The organism is Mycobacterium neumannii (genome assembly GCF_048452905.1).
Taxonomy (GTDB): domain Bacteria; phylum Actinomycetota; class Actinomycetes; order Mycobacteriales; family Mycobacteriaceae; genus Mycobacterium; species Mycobacterium neumannii_B.
Window position 1 is genome coordinate 2,009,494 of the sequence record NZ_JBCGVF010000003.1, and the last position, 17,613, is coordinate 2,027,106.

A 17,613-nucleotide genomic window follows, 5' to 3' on the forward strand; every position below is an offset into this window, starting at 1 on the left:
GCCGCACGTGATGATCATCGCGGCCTCGATTTCGTCGCAGATATATGTATGTGCTATGCATACTTAGTGGCGCCGTCACGATACGACCAACTCGACGAACTGCTGACCCGCATCGCGGTCGCGCGGCAGCGGCCGGGTTGGCGGGATCGTCTTCTCGACGGCGCAGGCCCGGTGACCAGCGCGTCGACCCTGCGGGTGCTGCGCGCGGTCGAGCAGTGCCAGCAGGTTTCCGGCGGCGCCTCCATCCGCGACGTCGCCGACTTCCTTGCCGTCGACCACTCCACCGCGAGCCGGTCGGTGGCCGCCGTCGTCGCCGCAGGCCTGGTGACCAAGACGTTCGCCGCCGACGATCAGCGCCGCTGCATGCTCGTGCTGACCGAAGCCGGGCACGAGGCCTCACAGACGGTGACCGACCGCAGGCGTGAACTGGTCGCCGAGATGATCGAGGACTGGCCCGACGCCAGCGTCGACACCCTGGTCGATCTTCTCGACCGGCTGGCCGAACGGTTCGAAGGGGCGTCGGCCCGATGACCGCCGAAGCCACCGCCCCACCGCAGGAACGCGGTGCGCTCGGGTTGATGTTCGATCCGGTGTTCGGCGCGCTGTTCTGGGGAAAGATCTTCTCGGTCGTGGCGGTGTGGACGCACGGCATCGTCGCCGCGATCGTGATGTTCGACGCGACGCGATCAGCCCTCATGGTGGGGTTGGTCGGCGTCGTCCAGTTCGCGCCCCAGCTGATCCTCAGCCCCATGAGCGGCAAGTGGGCCGACACCGGCAACCCCGCGCGGCAGATTTTGCTCGGCCGAGTGTTGTGTGTGGCCGGTTCCGGATTCACGGCGGTGTGGTTGTTCGCCGACCCCGCAGGACACGACATCTCCGATGCCGTTCCTGTGCTTCTGGGCACCTTGCTGGTCGGGTTCGGCTTCGTGGTGGGTGGACCGGCGATGCAGTCGATCGTGCCGAACCTCATCCGCGACGGTGAACTGTCGACGGCCATGGCGCTCAACAGCTTCCCCATGACCATCGGGCGCATCGTCGGCCCCGCGGCGGGCGCATACATCGCCGCACATCTGGGGGCCGGAGCCGCGTTCGCGGTCAGCGCGGTTCTGCATCTCGTGTTCGCGTTCTTCCTTCTCGCCGTGCGGTTCCCCGCACCGCCGACACGGCTCGCCGACACGGATTACCGCGTTCGCGTGGCGCTGCGATACGTGTGGCGGGATCGCCCGCTGTTTCTGGCGCTGCTTGCGGTGACCACCGTCGGGTTGGCGTCCGACTCGTCGATCACGCTGACCCCGTCGTTGGCCGACGAGCTGGGCGGCGGCGCCAGCCTGGTCGGAACGCTGTCTGCGGTGTTCGGCGTCGGCGCGGCGGTCGGCATGGCGACCTTGGCGTTGCTACGCGGCCGGATCGCGTCGCAGAACGTGTCGGCGATCGGGCTGGCGGGGCTCGGGTTCGGGTGTGCGGTGCTCGCGGCCGCGCCGGTGACCGCGGTGGCCATCGCGGGGTTCGTCCTTGCCGGGCTGGGTTTCGGTTGGGCGATGACCGGACTGAGCACCGTCGTGCAGGAGCGGGCACCCGAGCCGTTGCGCGGGCGCATCATGGCGCTCTGGCTGGTCGGCTTCCTCGGTTCACGTCCCATCGCCGCGGCCGTGCTCGGCGGCGCGGCCGACGTGTTCAACGTGCAGGTGGCCTTCGCGGTGGCGATGGTGTTCTGCGCGACGGCCGCCCTGTGGTGCCGCCCGGCCAAACTGGCCGGCCCGCTACCGTCACACGTTTAGCGTTGCGCTTCAGTCGCTTCGGCTGCCTTGCGTGCCCGTTCCATCATGGAGGCCACCACTCCACCGTCGTTGAGGATGTCGGTGCCGGTGAGGTAGCCCGCCTTGGGACTGACGCAGAACGCGAACAGCTCGGCCATCTCCTCCGGTGTGCCCCACCGCGGGACGGCGGCGTCGGTGACCATCGCGCCTGCGCCTGCCTGCTCCTCCAGCCTGCCCATCTCGGTGTCGACAGATCCCGGGGACACCGAGACGATGCGCAGGCCCTTGCCGTTGAACCGTTCGGCCTGCGACGAGCTGTACCACCGGACGAAGCTCTTGCTCACCGCGTAGGCGATGCCCGAACGCGCTTCCGGCCCGGCGATGTCACATGCGGCCAGCATGTCGGCCATGAACGCATCCTGATCCGTCATGGCTTGCGGGAACTGGTTTTTGGGGATCATCTCGTCGGGCAGCAGGTGCGCGGCCATGGATGCGACGTTGACGATCGCGATGCCGTCGGAGGCCGCCTCGAAGAACACCTCATTGACGTTGAGGGTGCCGATCGCGTTGGTGCGCATCACATATTCGGCGTCACCCATGCTGGGGCTCACGCCCGCGGTGTGAACCACCGAGTCGATCGTCCCCACGCCGGTCGCCGTCTCGAACAGCCGATCGACCGCCGACCGGTCGGTGACATCACAATGCACGGCGGTGACGCTGATCCCCGCGTCGGCCAACTCCGCTGCCGCGGTGTCGAGCCGGTCCTTTCTGATGTCGCACAGGACAAGGGCGTGGTCTTGTCCGACGATGCGTGCGGTCGCCTGACCCATGCCACCGGCGCCACCCGTGATGATCGACACTCGACTCATAGCGGGAACGCTATACCGAAAGCGTGACGGGATGCCCGACGGGTGGGCGCGTCCGTTAGACGCCAACCGCGCGCTCCAGATCCTTCAGCGACGTCTCTAGGTGGCCGAGCAGCCGCTGAAGCGACGGCACGCTCCTCCGGTCGCCGACCAACCCGAAGTCGAGGTTGTCGGCATTGTTGGCCAACGTGATGTTGAGCGCCTGCCCGTCGAGCGGAATCGAGAACGGGTAGTTGCCGTCGAGTCGGGCGCCGTTCCAGTACATCGGCTGCCTGGCGCCGGGCACGTTGGAGATCACGATGTTGAACGGCGGTGGCGAGGTGGAGACGAAGCCCGGTAGCAATCCGAGCGCCAGCCCGCCCACCAACAACGCCGACAAAGCCAACTGCTGAACCCGCGGCAGCTCGGAGAAGACCTTCTTGTTGTCGCGCATCGACGTGGCGATCGCTTCCATCCGCTGCACCGGATCCTCGAGATCGGTGGCGAGATTGCACAGGACCGCGCCCACCAGGTTCCCGCCACCCTCGGCGTCCTTCTCGGTGCGCAGATTCACCGGAACCATCGCGACCAGCGGCGTGTCCGGCAACGCGCGTTCTTCGGCCAGATACTCCCGCAGCGCCCCCGCACACATGGCCAGCACGACGTCGTTGACGGTCACGCCCGCAGCACTTTTGACCTTCTGGATGCGCTCCAACGCCCACGACTGGGCCGCGACGCGCCGCGCCCCGCCGATGCGAACGTTGAGCATGGTCTTCGGTGCGCGGAACGGAAGGGTGAGCTCCTGCTCGATGAGGGCGGCTCGCGCCAGCGACAGCGTGGTGGGCGCGAGGCCGGCGACCGAACCTGCGGCCTCGGTTAGCGTGCGAAGCAGTGACGGACTGGATTTCGGGCCCGACCTGCGCCGTGGCGGCAAGCTCCACGGTGCCTGAATCGACGTGTCACCCGGATCGGTGGAAAGCGTCCGCTGCACCAGCTTCATTGCCGATACGCCGTCGATCAGCGAGTGGTGAAACTTCGTGTAAACCGCGAAGCGTCCGTCGGCCAGCCCCTCGATCAGGTGCGCTTCCCACAACGGGCGGTGGCGGTCGAGCAGCGTGCCGTGCAGCCTCGAGACCAGCTCCAGGAGCTCACGCACCCGGCCCGGTGCCGGCAGCGCCGAGCGGCGCAGGTGGTAATCGAGGTCCACCTCTTTGTCCGACGACCACACCAGGTTGGTGAGCCCGCCGAAGAACGCCGGATGTTTGCGGAAGGTCGGCTGCACATCGGTCTGCTCCACCAGGGTGTCGTAGATCCCGCGCAGGAAGTCCGGTCCGGCCCCGTCCGGCGGCACGTACAGCGTGAGGCCACCGACATGCATTGGGTGTTCGCGAGATTCGCCGAGCAGGAAGATCAGGTCCGTCGGTGATATCGGTTGCATGCGGCCTCCGGCGTCGATGCTCGAGATTGCTCAAGACTTGTCTGTACATCCCCCACGCGGTCGTTGCACAAACGTGTGTTGCGGCCGCGGACCGTCCGGGCGCTACTTCAGCTTTCCACTTCCAGTAGGACCGCGCGGGGTCATCCGACGGCAGACGACGAGGGCGGCGCGGAATGTCCTTCGGGCTCGACATGCGTCATCCACCGGACGATCTCCTTGCGGTCGGCTTCCGACGGCATACCCATGTCCGGTGTATAGCCGTACACCTCGTGCAGCGGCGTGGAATCGGTGCGGGTGTCGAGGATGTCGACGTCTTCGGTGCTGATCAGCCCGGGATGTTCGACGCCGCACGCCTCGGCCACCTTGACCAGGTCGCGGCGCAGCGTCTTGACGTAGTTGGCGACCCGCTCGGCTTTGACATCGGGCACCAGGCCACGGGCCAACCAGGCGTTCTGGGTGGCGACTCCGGTCGGACACGTGTCGGTGTGACATTTCAGCGCCTGGATGCACCCGATCGCGAGCATCGCCTCGCGCGCGACGTACACCAGATCGCAGCCGAGCGCGAAGCCGACCACGGCGTTGTCCGGCAGGCCGAGCTTGCCCGCGCCGATGAAGACGACGTCCTCGTGCAGGCCCCGATCGGCGAAGATCCGGTACGTCCGCGCGAAGCCGAGTTGGAAGGGCAGCGACACGGTGTCGGTGAAGATCAGCGGTGCCGCGCCGGTGCCACCCTCGCCGCCATCGATGGATATGAAGTCGACGCCGCGGCCGGTGTCTCGCATGAGATCGGCCAGATCGCACCAGAATTCGAGGTCGCCGACGGCCGACTTGATCCCCACCGGCAGGCCTGTCTCGGCGGCCAGCAGTTCCACCCAGTCCAGAAGGCTGTCGACGTCGGAGAATTCTGCGTGCCGCGATGGGCTCACGCAGTCGCGACCCTCGGGGATTCCACGAGCGGCGGCGATCTCGGCGGACACCTTCGGTGCGGGCAGCAACCCTCCCAGAGTCGGCTTGGCCCCTTGGCTGAGTTTGATCTCCAGTGCCCGCACCGGCGCACCCGCCACCACGTCTTTGAGCTTGGCCATATCGAAGCGACCGTCGGCGTCCCGGCATCCGAAGTAGGCGGTGCCGATCTGGAAGATCAGCTCCCCGCCGTTGCGGTGGTAGCGCGAGATGCCGCCCTCACCGGTGTTGTGGAGACAGTCGGCCAGTGCGGCCCCTTTGTTGAGCGCCTCGACGGCATTGGCCGACAGCGATCCGAAGCTCATCGCGGAGATGTTGACCACCGAGTTCGGCCGGAACGCGCCGGGGCGGCCGCGGGCCGCCCCGATCACCTTGGCGCACGGCACCCGTATCTCGCGGCTGGTGCCCGGCGACGACGGTGGGACGGTCCTGGCGAACGTGCGATGTTTGATCACCGGATAGCCGGAGGTGTACTCCAGATCATTGTCGGTGCCGAAGCCGAAATAGTTGTTCTGTTTCTTGGCAGACGCGTACACCCACCGTCGCTGATCCCGGGTGAAGGGGCGTTCCTCGTCGTTGGCGGCGACGATGTACTGCCGCAGCTCCGGACCGATGGCTTCGAGTAGGTACCGCGCGTGCCCGACGACGGGAAAGTTCCGCAGGAGTGCGTGCCTTCGCTGAAACAGATCACGCGCGGCCACGGCGCCCAATGTCGAGGCGGCCGCGGCGGCGAGACCACGTACGGTGCGGCCCATGGGGTGAGGGTTTCCGGACATCCACGGACCGAAACCCCGCCCGTCAACGCGCGTGACGCAGGATCAGCAGTTCGCCGGTCAGCGTTCCGTTTTCGAGTAGCCGCCCGATGTCGCTGCTCTGCTCTTCGGCCAGCCGCCACGCCCGCTTGTGGCCGTGCCGTTCGGACAGCGTGGTCTCCACCTTCTCTGCGCGTTCACTCCAAACCACTGGAATGCCGGGCAGATCGGCGGTGCACAGCCGCTCCTCCACGACGAATGACGCTTGGTTGATGAGCCCGTCAAGACGCTCCGGTGTGGGGAAGTGATTGTCCGGAAGCCGATCGCCCGGGATCGCGCGACGCGCTACGAACGCCAGCAGTCCGACGCTCCCGCCGGGTCGCACCGTGCGGCGCAACTCGTTCAGAAGCGTGAGCTGATCCGGTGTGGTGCACAGGACCCCCAGCGACCACGCCGCGTCGAAACGCGAGTCCGCGATCGGCAGCGCAGAGCCGAGCCCACAGATCACCGGGTGGTCGAACAACCGGCTCGCCGCCCGGCATGCCCCGGTTTCGGGCTCGACGAGCACCGGTCGCACCGAGCGCCCCTGCGCGGCGTACGCGGCCGGGCCGCCGACACCCGCGCCGCAGTCCAGCAGCGTGTCGCCCGCCGCCAGCGCCATCCGCTCGATCAGCCAGTCCAGTGCGGCCGGGCTTCCGCTTCCCCGGCACGCCGCGGGGATGTGGTAATCAGGTCCCAGGTCCGCGGCCACCTGCGCCGTCCACTCTGCGACCGTGTCGAACTCGGCCTCCATCGCCTCACTCACGCTGCCACCTCCTGGATGCGGCGCCCCACCTCGGCCTTGATCTCGGCACCGACGCGCGCACCGGATGCCGACGCCAGCCCGGAGATGTTCACGCCCTCGACTCCGTCGATCGACAACAACGCTTTCGCTTCGGTGACCGCCGCCTCGATTCCCGCCGCCACCGGGTCCGCGGCGCCCAGGACGTAATCGGTCACCGACGGGTCGAGCTCAAGCCCGGGAAGCCCCTGCAGGACGGCCGCGGACACGCTGTCGGTGAACACCGCGACCGCCGCGATCACCGGGATGGACAGGCCCGCGGCGCGGGCCGTCTGCATGAAGTCGGCGATCATGGCCGGAAACGGCACGTGGTTGAGGACGGCCAAACTGGCTCCGGCGCGCTGCTTTTCAACCAGACGGGCGGGCCGACCATGTATCGGCGGTGCCGTCGGCGTCTCGGGTACCGCCGGGACCATGCCGATCGACGCCGCGAGCTCGACCAGGCGTGGCCCGTCCAGATCGAAGGTCTGCGTCACGTCGGGCCGGACGTCGTAGCCCCGGCCGTCGCCCGTCACGCACAGCGCGGTGTCGACGCCGATACTGAGTAACCCCCGCAGTTCCTGCTCGAGGACAACCCGGTTGCGGTCGCGGCACGACAGCGTGATCCACGGCGTCACACCGGCGTCGAGCAGCAAGCTGCCCATCAGCGTGGGCGGGAAGTCCGGCTTGTTCTGATGCTCACCGACCAGAACGGCGTCACATGACGGTGCGAGAAGACCGGCGGTTGCCGCGACGTCCTGCGCATCGAATGCGGCGTTGCTGAAGTCGGTGAGCACCAGGGGTGCTCTGACCGGCCGGGTTTCGTGTCGCGCCCCTGACCAGGGCACCACGTCGGCGAATGTGCACGGGCCCGGGCGCATCTCGCACTGGCCGTCGGGGCGCACACCACCACACGGACCGAACTCCATCCGTTTGGGACAGTCCAGCTCTGGTGGCGATGTCACGTATCTCCCCTTCGACGCTGAGCTCAGATACCCATCGCGTGCGTGCGGCAATCGCCACGGTGGTGCGCCCCGGTTTGAGAATCGGCAGGTCGGGGCATCAACCTGCCGTGCTGACCGCAGTGTGGTTCGGCCTGGCCGCATCCAGCTCACTGGTCATCGGCTCGCTGGTGGGAGCGAAATGGAGCCCACCGAAACGGGTGACGGGTGTGCTGCTCGCCTTCGCGAGCGGGGCGCTCATCTCGGCGCTGGCGTTCGAGCTGTTCGAAGACGCCTTCCATATGGGCGGTGCAGTGCGTTCGGGTCTCGGCCTGCTCGCAGGCGCCGCTACGTTCGTCGCCGTCGATACCGCGTTGGACAGATACATCAGCGGGAAATCCGGGCCCGACACGCGCGAAGTCGCCACCTCTGGAGCGCGCGGCGGGGTCGGCTTCGCGTTGTTGGCCGCGGTGACGCTGGACGGGGTGCCCGAAAACCTCGCGCTCGGTGTCTCGCTCGTGGGCGGTGTCTCGCTGTCGCTGCTGGTGGCGATCTTCTTCTCGAACCTGCCGGAGTCCCTCGTCGGCGCGGTCTCGATGCGCGAGTCGGGAACCAGCGCGCGCGCCGTCGTTCTGACGTGGTCACTGTGCGCCTTGTTGCTGGCCGCCGCCGTGGTGTTGGGTCGGACGGTCGCTTCGGGATTGGACGACACCCTGCTGGCGGTCGCGTTGTCCTTCGCCGGCGGCGCGGTCCTGGCGTCGCTCGCCGACACCCTCATGCCGGAGGCGTTCGAGCACGGCCGCCCGCTCAACGCGTTCGCGACCGCCGGTGGGTTCTTCCTGTCCTTCGTGCTCGCCGGCTGAGGAATTCTCGCGCCTTTGCGCACCGGGTACGTTCGTTGTGGTGGATGACGCAGACGACCGGAAAGCCGACGACATCGCCCTCACCGGAGTCTCGGAGACCGCGCTGCTGACGCTGAACGGAAGGGCACATCAGGCCCGTCATCCGAACGCGATCATCGACGATCCGATGGCGATCCGCCTCGTCGACGCGATCGATTTCGACTTCGACAAGTTCGGCCGCAAGGGCCAGGAGATGGGTCTGCGGTCGCTGGCGTTCGACCGGGCGGCGAGCCACTACCTGTCGGAGCATCCGCACGCCACAGTCGTCGCGCTGGCCGAGGGTCTGCAGACCAGCTTCTGGCGTCTGAACACTCTCCTACCGCACGCCGAATTCCGTTGGCTGACAGTCGATTTACCACCGGTTGTCGAACTGCGCGAGCGCCTGCTGCCCGCATCGCCGCGGATCACCACGCTGGCCCAGTCGGCGCTCGACTACTCGTGGATGGACGCGGTCGACGACAGCAACGGCGTCTTCATCACCGCGGAGGGGTTGCTGATGTATCTGCAGCCCGACGAGGCCATGGGGTTGATCGCGGCGTGTGCGGCTCGCTTCCCGGGTGGCCAAATGGTCTTCGACCTTCCGCCGGTACTGGTGAAGAAGTTCGCCCCGAAGGGAATGCGGTCATCGCGCCGGTACCGCGTTCCGCCGATGCCCTTCAGCTTGTCGGCGGCGCAGTTGGCCGCACTCCCGGACACCATCTCGGGGATCCGCGCCGTGCACGACCTGCCGATGCCGTCGGGGCGAGGCTGGTTCTTCGAGAAAGCGTTTCCCGCCTTCTGGCGGTTCAAGCCGACGCGTAACTTCCGCGGCGCGTACACCTTGCTCGAGTTCGGCTGACCGAGATCTTGCGCTGCCGAACAATTTCTTCACGCTGGGAACCCTCTGACGTGCGGTTCAGCGCATTTCCGATGTGATTGGATCGTTACCGAGGTTTGTCACTTTCGTCACTCGGGTAACTTTGATAACAGACCGGTCACATGGCCGGCGATCACACCGAAGAAAGAGACGAATGGGAATCCACCATGAACACCGTCCTGTACTTCAGCACCAACGGCACTGTTTATGAGACCCGCGCGTACACCACCGCGGATATCGACCAGCTCGTAGAGGATCAGGGTCTGCAATCGCTGACCAGCGCCGACCGGCAGTTCGACTTCTGGTTCAGCCCGTCGACGCAGCGCTGCCAGCGGCGCCCCAACCGAAAAGCCACCGAGCTGCTGCTGGCGACCAGCACCTTCACCGCAAAGACCGTTCCCCTGCTGCGGGGATGCGTCGTCGTGGCCACTCATGACGAGGACGGCCAACTCGACGGCCTCAGCTGGCAGCAACTCGACCTCCTGGTTCACCGCAGGCGCGCGCTGACGAAGCGCGACGAGCGAGCGCTGCTCAGGCGGATCGGGCGCGACGAGCGCAAGCAGCAACCGAAAGTCCCCAACCTGGCCCCCGTCGCCGTGGGCTGCGCCAGGCCACGCTCGGCCGTGCACTGACCCGTCGGTCGAGGAGGCGCCCACCGCTCAAGAGGCGCCACGTACGGTCGAACGGTGAACTTCGAGGAATACCGCCGTCACGACGCCACCGGGTTGGCCAAGCTCGTCGCCGACAAAGAGGTGAGCGCCGCGGAGTTGCTGGACCTGGCGAGAAACCGTGCCGCCGCGGTCAACCCGCGGATCAACGCGATCGTCCGCGACGTCCCGGCCTCACCGGCGGATGCGGCCGCGGGCCCGTTCTCGGGTGTTCCGTTCCTGATAAAGGATCTCGCCCAGGACTACGCGGGCCTGCCGACGTCGCGGGGGTCGCGCGCCCTGATGTCGAAGCCGGTAGCTGAGCACTCGGAGATCGTGCGGCGGTGGCAGGACGCCGGATTGGTCATCTTCGGTAAGACCAACACCCCCGAGTTCGGGGCGAAGGGGATCACCGAACCGGACGCGTGGGGCCCGGCGCGCAATCCGTGGGATCTGACCCGGACGCCGGGCGGTTCGTCAGGCGGTTCGGCCGCCGCGGTCGCGGCAGGGATCGTGCCGTGCGCGGGGGCGAATGACGGCGGCGGTTCGATTCGCATACCTGCGGCCTGCTGTGGACTGGTCGGCCTCAAACCGGGCCGCGGGCTGACGCCGTCGGGACCCGCGACGGGTGAGTCCATGCACGGCGCGGCGGTGCAGGGCGTGGTGTCGCGGACCGTGCGGGACACGGCGGCGATGCTCGACGTCATCCGCGGCGGCGAGCCATGGGGCCCGTATGTGCCCGGTGTTCCCTCCTCGACATTCGCGTCTTGTGTGGGAACCGATCCCGGCACCCTTCGCATCGGCGTGCGGGTCCCGTCGGCGATCAACCCATCACCGCATCCGGAAGCCGCCGCCGCGGTCGAGGCGACCGTACGGGCGCTGACCGAACTCGGCCACGACGTCGAGGAACTTCCGAGCGCCCCCTTCGACGACGCCGCCCTGGCGCGCGACTTCCTGCTCACATGGTTCGTCTACACCGCGTGGGAACTCGATGAAGCCAAACACATCTCAGGCGCCGGCGATGAATCGTTCGAACGCGACACCCTCATCCTCGCCGCGCTCGGCAGGACCACGAGCGGTGTCGACTACGTCGACGCCGTGCAGCGACGTCACGAGCACACGCGCAGGTTAACCACGTTCTTCGAGTCGTACGACCTGTTGTTGACGCCCGGGCTGGCGACCCCGCCGCCGACCATCGGCGAGTTCGACCTGCCGGTCGTGCTGCAGCGCGCCGCCGACGTGCTGATCAAGACGCGCACGGCAAAGGTGTTGCGCTTCACCAAGATCGTCGACGACATGGTGGACAAGAATCTCGGCTGGGTGCCCTACACCCAGCTCGCCAATCTGACGGGGCGCCCGGCGATTTCGCTACCGCTGCACTGGACCGCGAACGGGCTGCCGCTCGGGGTCCAGTTCGTCGCACCGCTTGCGGGCGAGTCGCTGCTGATCCGGCTGGCCGCACAACTGGAGCAGGCGATGCCTTGGTCCGATCGCGCGGCCCCGATCTAGCGGCCCGAGCACCGCTGGCGCAGCTTCGCCGCTTGCATGGTGAGGTGGCTGCGCTCCGCGAGGTTCTGCGCCTTGGCCGCAGCCTCGACGTAAAGCTCTGCGGCCGTGTAGAATTCGCCAGCCCGCTCGTGGAGGTACGCGGCCGAGGCAGTGTAGCGCGGAAGCGCCGGATCAAGCTCGGAAAGCGCCGCAAGGCCAGCTTGTGCTCCGTCGGCCTCGCCGACCGCGACGGCGCGGTTGAGTCGCGCCACCGGGCTGTCGGTGAGGCGGACCAACTCGTCGTACCACTCGACGATCTGCACCCAGTCGGTTGCCTCGGCGGTCTGCGCGTCGGCGTGCAATGCGGCGATCGCGGCCTGTGCCTGATACTCCCCCAGGCGGTCCGCGGCCATCGCGGCCTGCAGCACGGCGACGCCCTCGGCGATCATCTCGCCCCGCCACAGCCGCCGGTCCTGTTCGGCGAGTGGCACGAGGCTGCCGTCCCCGCGCGTGCGGGCCGGGCGTCGCGCATGGTGCAGCAGGAACAGCGCGAGCAGGCCCGCGACCTCGGGATCGTCTGTGGCTGATGCGAGTTGGCGGGTGAGCCGGATCGCCTCGGCAGCGAGGTCGACTTCGCCGGTGTAACCCTCGTTGAAGACGAGGTACAGCACGCGCAGGACGGTGTGGAGGTCGCCGGGGCGGTCGAAGCGGACATCGCTGACGGTGCGTTTGGCCCTGCTGATCCGTTGTGCCATCGTCGATTCCGGCACGAGGTAGGCCTGGGCGATCTGGCGTGTCGTGAGGCCACCCACGGCCCTGAGAGTCAGCGCGACGGCCGACGCGGAGGTGAGGCTGGGATGCGCGCACAGGAAATACAGCTGCAACGTGTCGTCGACAGGCGCGGCCGGACCCGGTGCGGGCTCCCCGGCGGCCTGCTGCTCGCGGCGGTGCCGGGCGACGTCGGACCGGGTGAGGTCGATGAACCGGCGCCAAGCGGTGGTGATCAGCCAGCCCTTCGGGTCGTCCGGGCGCCGGCCCGGCCAGGTGCCGAGCGCGCGCAGGAGGGCATCCTGAACGGCGTCCTCGGCGGTCGCGAAATCGGCTCCGCGGCGGACGAGTGTTGCCAGCACCGCGGGGATCAGGTCCCGCAGCTGGGCCTCGTCCACCGCGTCGGGCATCACTCGGTGACCGTCGGCGGTGCGGTCAGAAACGGCCGGACCTCCAGCCATTCGTGGATCGGGCGACCGCCCGCGCCCGGCGCCGCCGACAGTTCCCCGGCCAGTTCGACGGCGCGTTCGTAGGAGTCGACGTCGATGACCATCCATCCGGCGACCAGATCCTTGGTTTCGGCGAACGGGCCGTCGACCACCGGCGGTTTGCCTTCACCGTCGGAGCGCACCCACGCGCCCTCCGGGGCCAGGGCGGCATGGGTGACGAACTCCCCGGTGTCCTCCAGCCGTGCCGCGAAGTCGTTCATATACCGAATGTGCGCCTCGATCTCCTCGGGCGTCCACCGGTCCATCGGCACGTCGTTGACGCTGGCCGGCGCGCCCCGGTAATGCTTGAGCAGCAGATACTTGGCCATGACTTCGTCCTCCGTTCTTCGGGTCGCGACCCTAGTTGGTCGCTCATCTGTGGGACGGATCCGTCGGGCATTTCTCGACATCGTCATCCATTCGCACGAGGTCACCTGGCTATCGTGCAGCCATGAGCCTGGTGACCTACGAGTTGGACGATCACATCGCCACCATCACCTTCAACCGTCCCGAAGCGCGCAATGCGATCAACGGCGAGATGCGGCGCGACCTGAACGCGGCTTGGGAGCGGTTCCGCGACGACGAGGACGCGTGGGTCGGGATCCTCACCGCAAACGGCGACGTGTTCTGCGCCGGCGGTGACCTCAAGGACGGCGAGGGTTCGGTCGGCACCTTCGGGGGCACGTTCTGGGAGAAGCCGACGATCAACTCGTTCGAGAGCGGCATGGAACTGTTCAAGCCGACGATCGCGGCGGTCAACGGCCCCTGCATCGGCTACGGTCTGACCGGCGTCCTGTTTTGTGACTTCGTGATCGCCTCGACCACAGCGACTTTCGCGTTCCCGGAGGTATCTCTCGGTGTGCCGACGATCGTCGGTGCGATCCGGCTGCCCGAACGCATCCGGTGGGCCGACGCCATGGAGTTGTTGTTGACCGGTAAGCCGATCGACGCTGAGCGCGCCAAGGAGACCGGCCTGGTGTGGCGACTGGTCGAACCCGGTGATCTGCAGGCCGAGGCGCGGTCCTGGGCGCGCACGCTCACCGAGGCGGCGCCGCTGGCGCAGCGCGCCACCAAGGAAGTGGCCTGGCGCACGGCCGACATGGGTTGGATCGAGTCGGTCCGGTTCGGCGAGACGATGCGCAAGGTGGCCGCCGCGACCGAGGATGTGCACGAGGGCATCAACGCGTGGCGGGAGAAGCGGGCACCGCGCTGGCGCGGTCGCTGACGGGCTTTCCGCTCACGCCGTCGTGGGTTCTGACTCCGCCTCCCGTCGCTCATCCTGTAGACGGTCCTTGCTGCGCAGCAAACGAAGCAGCGTCACGAGCAGCAGACCGCCCACCACGTTGCCGACGACCGTGTAGGCGAACCACGTCGCCCAATCGCCGTAGCCGAACGGGGCGCCGGCGATGAGCGCACCGAAGATCAGCAGCGAGTCAAGGATCGAATGGAACATTTGCAGCCCGGCCAACAGGAAGCCGCCTGCGACCGCCGCGGCGATCTTGCCGAACGTCGACTCGGTGCCGTGCTGCATGCGCGTCATCAGCGTGATGACCATGCCGCCGAGCAGGGACAGCGCGACTGTCTCCGCTGAAATCGGGGCCGTGGCGAAGTGGGTGCCCGACTCGATCGTCTGCGCATGCAGTTTCGGGAAGCCCGTCATGATCAGCCACATGATCACCCAGCCCCCAACGAGATTGGCGATCAGCGTCCCGATCCACAACTTCAGCAGCTGCCCGACGCTGGCGCGTTTGGCCACGACCGTGGTGACCGGCACCAGGAACCCTTCGGTGAACAGCTCGCTTCGGCCGAGCAGCAGCGCGAGGAATCCGATCGAGAACGCGAGACCGGCGAGCAGGTGGTTGTGGGTGGCGGCCAACACCGACAGGTATGCGAGGACGCCGACCGCGACCTCGGTGCCGCCGAAGAAGCCGGTGACCAGCACTTCGCGCCATGCCCGATGCAGGCGCTGGGTGCCCTCGTCGACCATCCTCTGAAAGGCGCCCTCCAGCTCGTCCTCGATCGGACTGTCCGAATCGCCCACCTGCCGTCGCTGCGTCTCATTCTCATCCATGTGCGGGTCCTTCCCGATTCGATGACGGTCAGGGGTACCCGTCCCCCGCCTCCCCGAAGCCTCCGCGGATTAGCCGGGCCCCGGCGCATTGTTGTCGGCCGGCCACAACGGAGGCCGTCAATGTTTTCGCTTCTCGGCAAAGCCCGCAGGTCAGATGGCGTCCACGATGGGAGGAGTAGGACGCAGCCCCCATAGTGAGAGGAAATGACGGTGCGCAGCCCGCATGGCGACGATCACCCCCAGACGGCTGTCCGGTTGGGTGACGACCAGGAGTGGGCCGGGCGATGGAAGCGGTCACGGCCGGCGCACTCGTTCTGCTCGCGGTCCTCGGAACGGCCGCAGCTGTTCTCGTGATCACCCGCGCGGTGTGCAATCGCGCCCGCTCCGCCAGGTGGCAGCGCGGCCTCGACAGCTTGATCGACGGTCGGGGCCATGCTCGTATGCAGTAGCTGACCGGCCGTGCGGTGACCGCCCTCGCATGTCCCAACGGGAAACCCGCCGGTGTCGCAATTCGTGATTTACACCCGGTCTTCAGGGCCCAACCATGGACCCAGCTAGCCAGGAGAGGCGGTTGGGATGACGATCAGTGTGGCCGAGCGCGCGGAACTGCGTTCGGCGGTCCGCGAGTTGCTCGGTGACAGGTGCACCGAGGACGACGTGCGCGCGGTGATCACCTCGGACGACGGCTTCGACCGCGACCTGTGGCGCCAGCTCGCCGAGCAGGGCTTGCTCGGCATGCTCGTCGAGGACGAATTCGGCGGTCTGGGCTTCGGCGCACTCGAGCTCGAGGCCGTCGCCGAGGAGACGGGCGCCGCACTTCTGCCCGCACCGTTCACCTCCAGCGCGGTGCTGACGGTCGCGCTCATCTCGGCCGCGGGCTCCGACGAGGACAAGCGCCGACTCCTGCCGGGCCTGGCCGACGGCACAGCCATCGGCACCGTCGCGATCACCGGACCGTCCGGCACCTGGACGGCCGAGGGCGTCGACGTCGAAGCAGGCGCCGAGGGCACCCTCACCGGCGCCGCGCACTACGTCACCTGGGGTCAGGCGGCCGATGTCCTGCTCGTGGTCGCGCGCACCACCGACGGCGTCGGTGTCTTCGAGGTGGCACCGGACGCCACCGGTTTCACCCGCACCGCGGTGACGGTTTTCGACCCGACCGTGCGGCTGTCGACGTTCACCTTCGCCGCTACACCCGCTCGGCGGCTCGGCACCGCCGGATGGGACGCCGTACAGGAGGCCCTGGATCACGCCGTGATCGCGTCGGCCGGTGAGCAAGTGGGCGGCTCCCGCCGGCTCTTCGACATCACCGTCGATTACCTCAAGACGCGCGTCCAGTTCGGCCGCCAGATCGGCAGCTTCCAGGCGCTCAAGCACATGGCCGCCGACCTGCTGATCGAGGTCGAGAACGCGACGTCGGCCGCCCAGCACGCCGCCGCCGAGAAGGCCGCGCGAAGTGAAACCTCCGACGGTGCAGTAGCATTGGCCGGTTTCGCCTGCGCCGAGGCGTACGAGACCGTCGCCATGAACGCGATCCAGATGCACGGCGGCATCGGTTTCACCTGGGAGCACCCCGCCCACCTGTTCCTGCGCAGGGCGCGCACCGGTCTGCAGTTGTTCGGCGGCCCGCGCCTTCATCGCGAGCGCTACCTCGTCTCGAAAGGTGCCTGACATGGCCAGTCCCCTGCCGACCGCCGACGAGCTGCGCGCCGAGGTTCGGGAGTGGTTGCGCGACAACTGGACTCCACTTCCCAAGTCCGACGACCCGTGGGTGTCGTCGCCCGAGCGGATCGCCTGGCTGGAGAAGGTGCTCGACGCCGGTTACGCCGTGCCCACCTATCCCACCGAGTGGTTCGGCCGCGGATATCCGAGTGACCTCGCAGCCGTCATCGGCCAGGAGTTCTCGGCTATCAAGGCGCCGGGATCGCGGCAGGACAAGTACAACATCCCGGCCAACACCACGCTCAAGCTCGGCACCGAGAGAATCAAACAGGACCTGCTGCGCGACTTCCTGGTCGAGCGGTCCCGCACCTGCCTGCTCTACAGCGAACCGGGCGCCGGTTCCGACCTGGCCAGCGTGCGCACCACCGCGGTCCGAGACGGCGACCAGTGGGTGGTCAACGGTCAGAAGCTGTGGACGTCGGGCGCACTCACCGCGGATTACGCCCTGCTTCTGGCCCGCACCGACTGGGATGTGCCCAAGCACAAGGGTCTGAGCCTGTTCATCATGCCGATGAAGCAGCCGGGCATCGAGGTGCGCCCGCTGGTGCAGATCACCGGCGAATCACACTTCAACGAGGTCTTCATCAACGACGCGAACGTCTCCGACGACTATCTGCTGGGTGGCGAGGGCAACGGATGGCGGGCGCTGCAGACCGCGCTGGCCTACGAACGCTCCATCATGGGCGACAGTGGTCGCGGCTCGCGTAACCGCAAAGCGGACAGCCTGATCGAACTTGCCCGCGAGCACGGCGTCCTCGACGACCCCGCGGTGCGCTACCCCCTTGCGAAGGTGCTGGCGATGCGGGAGCTGAACCGGCTCAACAACGCACGCGCGAAAGCCGCGACGACACAGGGCACGTCCAGTTCGATCATGTCGCTTGGCAAGCTCGCGATGTCGAAGATCCTGCACACCGAGGCGGCGATGAAGACACAGATCATCGGCGCGCAGGCCTTGCTGGCCGGCCCCGAGAATCCGGTGGCCGACGACGTCAACTTCTTGACGCTCAACGCGTTCTTCACCTCGATCGGCGGTGGGACCGACCAGATTCAGCGCAACATCATCGGCGAGCGCGTGTTCGGGCTGCCCAAGGAGCCCGAGGCCGATCGCGACATCCCCTTCCGTCAGGCTCGCAGGAGCTGATCTGTGCCCCACGC

17 protein-coding genes are annotated in these 17,613 nt (G+C 67.6%); 9 read left to right on the forward strand and 8 right to left on the reverse strand.

Annotated elements, in window-relative coordinates; translation table 11 throughout:
• The first annotated feature begins 48 nt into the window (after positions 1-48).
• Together AAHH99_RS16150 and AAHH99_RS16155 are read left to right on the forward strand one after the other, a co-directional pair.
• Positions 49-531: a MarR family winged helix-turn-helix transcriptional regulator gene (locus AAHH99_RS16150; RefSeq protein WP_068202178.1), complete on the forward strand. Its 483-nt coding sequence runs from the start codon at positions 49-51 to the stop codon at positions 529-531.
• A complete protein-coding gene (locus AAHH99_RS16155) occupies positions 528-1,778 on the forward strand; it encodes an MFS transporter (protein ID WP_418769501.1) in 1,251 nt (416 codons plus the stop codon). Before AAHH99_RS16150 ends, AAHH99_RS16155 begins: the two co-directional genes overlap by 4 nt.
• Here the strand turns inward: AAHH99_RS16155 and AAHH99_RS16160 are convergent.
• The 5 genes from AAHH99_RS16160 to AAHH99_RS16180 all read right to left on the reverse strand — a co-directional run bounded on the left by AAHH99_RS16160 (position 1,775) and on the right by AAHH99_RS16180 (position 7,540).
• On the reverse strand, positions 1,775-2,626 hold the full coding sequence (locus AAHH99_RS16160) for an SDR family oxidoreductase (RefSeq protein WP_418769502.1): 852 nt from the start codon (positions 2,624-2,626) through the stop codon (positions 1,775-1,777). The two genes, AAHH99_RS16155 and AAHH99_RS16160, sit on opposite strands and share 4 nt — an antisense overlap.
• Positions 2,627-2,681: 55 nt before the next feature.
• On the reverse strand, positions 2,682-4,040 hold the full coding sequence (locus AAHH99_RS16165) for a WS/DGAT/MGAT family O-acyltransferase (protein ID WP_418769503.1): 1,359 nt from the start codon (positions 4,038-4,040) through the stop codon (positions 2,682-2,684).
• Positions 4,041-4,180: 140 nt separating this feature from the next.
• The gene (locus tag AAHH99_RS16170) at positions 4,181-5,758 is read right to left on the reverse strand and encodes an FMN-binding glutamate synthase family protein (RefSeq protein ID WP_418769504.1); all 1,578 of its coding nucleotides are present in this window, start codon (positions 5,756-5,758) and stop codon (positions 4,181-4,183) included.
• A gap of 43 nt (positions 5,759-5,801) precedes the next feature.
• The gene (locus AAHH99_RS16175) at positions 5,802-6,560 is read right to left on the reverse strand and encodes a class I SAM-dependent methyltransferase (RefSeq protein WP_418769505.1); all 759 of its coding nucleotides are present in this window, start codon (positions 6,558-6,560) and stop codon (positions 5,802-5,804) included.
• A complete protein-coding gene (locus tag AAHH99_RS16180; protein ID WP_418769506.1) occupies positions 6,557-7,540 on the reverse strand; it encodes a methylenetetrahydrofolate reductase C-terminal domain-containing protein in 984 nt (327 codons plus the stop codon). The genes AAHH99_RS16175 and AAHH99_RS16180 overlap by 4 nt, the downstream gene beginning before the upstream one ends.
• A gap of 107 nt (positions 7,541-7,647) precedes the next feature.
• Here AAHH99_RS16180 and AAHH99_RS16185 point away from each other — a divergent pair, with 107 nt between their 5' ends.
• The 4 genes from AAHH99_RS16185 (at position 7,648) to AAHH99_RS16200 (ending at position 11,430) form a co-directional block, all read left to right on the forward strand.
• Entirely contained in the window at positions 7,648-8,379 is a 732-nt protein-coding gene (locus tag AAHH99_RS16185) for a ZIP family metal transporter (protein ID WP_418769507.1), read from the forward strand.
• A 37-nt stretch (positions 8,380-8,416) separates the two neighbouring features.
• On the forward strand, positions 8,417-9,256 hold the full coding sequence (locus tag AAHH99_RS16190; RefSeq protein ID WP_418769508.1) for a class I SAM-dependent methyltransferase: 840 nt from the start codon (positions 8,417-8,419) through the stop codon (positions 9,254-9,256).
• Positions 9,257-9,441: 185 nt separating this feature from the next.
• Positions 9,442-9,906 carry a hypothetical protein gene (locus AAHH99_RS16195; protein ID WP_418769509.1) on the forward strand — a complete coding sequence of 155 codons (465 nt, stop codon included), beginning with the start codon at positions 9,442-9,444 and terminating at the stop codon, positions 9,904-9,906.
• 54 nt (positions 9,907-9,960) lie between these two features.
• On the forward strand, positions 9,961-11,430 hold the full coding sequence (locus tag AAHH99_RS16200; protein ID WP_418769510.1) for an amidase: 1,470 nt from the start codon (positions 9,961-9,963) through the stop codon (positions 11,428-11,430).
• On the opposite strand, the gene AAHH99_RS16205 is transcribed toward AAHH99_RS16200, so the two are convergent.
• Together AAHH99_RS16205 and AAHH99_RS16210 are read right to left on the reverse strand one after the other, a co-directional pair.
• Entirely contained in the window at positions 11,427-12,587 is a 1,161-nt protein-coding gene (locus AAHH99_RS16205; protein ID WP_418769511.1) for an RNA polymerase sigma factor, read from the reverse strand. The two genes, AAHH99_RS16200 and AAHH99_RS16205, sit on opposite strands and share 4 nt — an antisense overlap.
• Positions 12,587-12,994, reverse strand: a complete 408-nt coding sequence (locus AAHH99_RS16210; protein ID WP_064424829.1) for a YciI family protein — start codon at positions 12,992-12,994, stop codon at positions 12,587-12,589. Before AAHH99_RS16210 ends, AAHH99_RS16205 begins: the two co-directional genes overlap by 1 nt.
• 122 nt (positions 12,995-13,116) lie before the next feature.
• On the opposite strand from AAHH99_RS16210, the gene AAHH99_RS16215 reads away from it, so the two are divergent.
• Positions 13,117-13,890: an enoyl-CoA hydratase/isomerase family protein gene (locus tag AAHH99_RS16215; protein ID WP_418769512.1), complete on the forward strand. Its 774-nt coding sequence runs from the start codon at positions 13,117-13,119 to the stop codon at positions 13,888-13,890.
• Between the two features lie 12 nt (positions 13,891-13,902).
• On the opposite strand, the gene AAHH99_RS16220 is transcribed toward AAHH99_RS16215, so the two are convergent.
• The gene (locus AAHH99_RS16220) at positions 13,903-14,736 is read right to left on the reverse strand and encodes a formate/nitrite transporter family protein (RefSeq protein ID WP_418769513.1); all 834 of its coding nucleotides are present in this window, start codon (positions 14,734-14,736) and stop codon (positions 13,903-13,905) included.
• A gap of 576 nt (positions 14,737-15,312) precedes the next feature.
• On the opposite strand from AAHH99_RS16220, the gene AAHH99_RS16225 reads away from it, so the two are divergent.
• Entirely contained in the window at positions 15,313-16,407 is a 1,095-nt protein-coding gene (locus AAHH99_RS16225; RefSeq protein WP_418769514.1) for an acyl-CoA dehydrogenase family protein, read from the forward strand.
• A 1-nt stretch (position 16,408) separates the two neighbouring features.
• Complete coding sequence (locus AAHH99_RS16230) at positions 16,409-17,599, forward strand: acyl-CoA dehydrogenase family protein (protein WP_418769515.1); 1,191 nt, start codon at positions 16,409-16,411, stop codon at positions 17,597-17,599.
• The last annotated feature ends 14 nt before the right edge of the window (positions 17,600-17,613 follow it).

Coding starts and splice junctions, on each gene's coding strand:
- AAHH99_RS16205 (WP_418769511.1), bottom strand. CDS start 12,587: ATGCCCGACGCGGTGGACGAGGCCCAGCTGCGGGACCTGATCCCCGCG.
- AAHH99_RS16210 (WP_064424829.1), bottom strand. CDS start 12,994: ATGGCCAAGTATCTGCTGCTCAAGCATTACCGGGGCGCGCCGGCCAGC.
- AAHH99_RS16225 (WP_418769514.1), top strand. CDS start 15,313: ATGACGATCAGTGTGGCCGAGCGCGCGGAACTGCGTTCGGCGGTCCGC.
- AAHH99_RS16195 (WP_418769509.1), top strand. CDS start 9,442: ATGAACACCGTCCTGTACTTCAGCACCAACGGCACTGTTTATGAGACC.
- AAHH99_RS16155 (WP_418769501.1), top strand. CDS start 528: ATGACCGCCGAAGCCACCGCCCCACCGCAGGAACGCGGTGCGCTCGGG.
- AAHH99_RS16165 (WP_418769503.1), bottom strand. CDS start 4,040: ATGCAACCGATATCACCGACGGACCTGATCTTCCTGCTCGGCGAATCT.
- AAHH99_RS16170 (WP_418769504.1), bottom strand. CDS start 5,758: ATGGGCCGCACCGTACGTGGTCTCGCCGCCGCGGCCGCCTCGACATTG.
- AAHH99_RS16150 (WP_068202178.1), top strand. CDS start 49: ATGTGCTATGCATACTTAGTGGCGCCGTCACGATACGACCAACTCGAC.
- AAHH99_RS16220 (WP_418769513.1), bottom strand. CDS start 14,736: ATGGATGAGAATGAGACGCAGCGACGGCAGGTGGGCGATTCGGACAGT.
- AAHH99_RS16215 (WP_418769512.1), top strand. CDS start 13,117: ATGAGCCTGGTGACCTACGAGTTGGACGATCACATCGCCACCATCACC.
- AAHH99_RS16160 (WP_418769502.1), bottom strand. CDS start 2,626: ATGAGTCGAGTGTCGATCATCACGGGTGGCGCCGGTGGCATGGGTCAG.
- AAHH99_RS16230 (WP_418769515.1), top strand. CDS start 16,409: ATGGCCAGTCCCCTGCCGACCGCCGACGAGCTGCGCGCCGAGGTTCGG.